This window comes from Streptomyces sp. WM6378, from assembly GCF_001279695.1.
In the GTDB taxonomy this organism is placed as follows: Bacteria; Actinomycetota; Actinomycetes; order Streptomycetales; family Streptomycetaceae; genus Streptomyces.
Genome location: NZ_LGDD01000172.1, coordinates 1 through 515, shown reverse-complemented (window position 1 = coordinate 515; position 515 = coordinate 1). Strand labels below are relative to the sequence as shown.

The following is a 515-nucleotide window of genomic DNA, read 5'->3' as shown; positions in this document are numbered from 1 at the left end:
ACCTGACCGGACAACTCGCCTTCCGAAGGCGGGAAATCGGTACGCGATGGCGCCGCCTGACCACGGGCCGCCAGGCCCTGCTTGCCCTGGCGCACCTGCAATGCGGTGACACCTACGCACAGCTCGCGGCCGGGTTCGGGATCGGCACCGCGACGGTGTTCCGCTACATACGCGAGGCCGTCGAACGTTCTGGCCGCCCTCGCGCCGCCCCTGGGCGAGGCGATGAAGACCATCCGGACCAAGGCCTTCGTCATCCTCGACGGCACCTTGCTTCCCCTCGACCGCATCGCCGCCGATACCCCGTACTACTCGGGAAAGCACCGGACAGCCGGGGAACTGCGGTGATCCCCTCGCTCATGACCGTGCGGGACATCGCCGGCTAACGGGCCCGCGAGCGTACTCCCTTGTGCGGACCGGCTTTTGGGTACCGGGTGTGCACGGCTCCGCCGCCGGCCTTCGGCGGCATCGACGTCCTGTCCGTACTGGCCCTGGCCGACCGCAAGGCAGTCGCCGCA

General features: G+C 69.3%; 1 pseudogene. It reads left to right on the top strand.

Features of this window, described 5'->3' with window-relative positions:
• Positions 1-2 precede the first annotated feature (2 nt).
• A pseudogene (locus ADK54_RS15715) lies at positions 3-333 on the top strand (helix-turn-helix domain-containing protein); the annotation flags it as partial.
• Between the last annotated feature and the right edge of the window lie 182 nt (positions 334-515).